The organism is Shigella sp. SIG3 (genome assembly GCF_053555855.1).
Genome location: NZ_JBQZXE010000246.1, coordinates 1 through 1176, shown reverse-complemented (window position 1 = coordinate 1176; position 1176 = coordinate 1). Strand labels below are relative to the sequence as shown.

Here is a 1176-nt window from a genome sequence, read left to right as displayed (position 1 = left end):
ACAGCCAAAGTATGGGTTTTAGGGGATGTGGTCGTAGATCTCTTGCCAGAATCAGACGGGCGCCTACTGCCTTGTCCTGGCGGCGCGCCAGCTAACGTTGCGGTGGGAATCGCCAGATTAGGCGGAATAAGTGGGTTTATAGGTCGGGTCGGTGATGATCCTTTTGGGGCGTTAATGCAAAGAACGCTGCTAACTGAGGGAGTCGATATCACGTATCTGAAGCAAGATGAATGGCACCGGACATCCACGGTGCTTGTCGATCTGAACGATCAAGGGGAACGTTCATTTACGTTTATGGTCCGCCCCAGTGCCGATCTTTTTTTAGAGACGACAGACTTGCCCTGCTGGCGACATGGCGAATGGTTACATCTCTGTTCAATTGCGTTGTCTGCCGAGCCTTCGCGTACCAGCGCATTTACTGCGATGACGGCGATCCGGCATGCCGGAGGTTTTGTCAGCTTCGATCCTAATATTCGTGAAGATCTATGGCAAGACGAGCATTTGCTCCGCTTGTGTTTGCGGCAGGCGCTACAACTGGCGGATGTCGTCAAGATCTCGGAAGAAGAATGGCGACTTATCAGTGGAAAAACACAGAACGATCAGGATATATGCGCCCTGGCAAAAGAGTATGAGATCGCCATGCTGTTGGTGACTAAAGGTGCAGAAGGGGTGGTGGTCTGTTATCGAGGACAAGTTCACCATTTTGCTGGAATGTCTGTGAATTGTGTCGATAGCACGGGGGCGGGAGATGCGTTCGTTGCCGGGTTACTCACAGGTCTGTCCTCTACGGGATTATCTACAGATGAGAGAGAAATGCGACGAATTATCGATCTCGCTCAACGTTGCGGAGCGCTTGCAGTAACGGCGAAAGGGGCAATGACAGCGCTGCCATGTCGACAAGAACTGGAATAGTGAGAAGTAAACGGCGAAGTCGCTCTTATCTCTAAATAGGACGTGAATTTTTTAACGACAGGCAGGTAATTATGGCACTGAATATTCCATTCAGAAATGCGTACTATCGTTTTGCATCCAGTTACTCATTTCTCTTTTTTATTTCCTGGTCGCTGTGGTGGTCGTTATACGCTATTTGGCTGAAAGGACATCTAGGGTGAAGTGGCACACTGAATTTGGCCACCTGAACAGAGGTGATATGCTCACCTCAGAACAACACAGGTA

Annotated in this window: 1 protein-coding gene and 1 pseudogene; both read left to right on the top strand. The window is 49.7% G+C overall.

Translation table 11 applies throughout. The annotated features are described in order from the left end of the window. Positions 1-912: aminoimidazole riboside kinase (locus ACUU1I_RS20635; RefSeq protein WP_449144916.1), on the top strand; the 912-nt coding region annotated here is incomplete at its 5' end. 71 nt (positions 913-983) lie between these two features. Then, positions 984-1109 (top strand): annotated as a pseudogene (locus ACUU1I_RS20630) (MFS transporter); the annotation flags it as partial. Positions 1110-1176 lie beyond the last annotated feature (67 nt).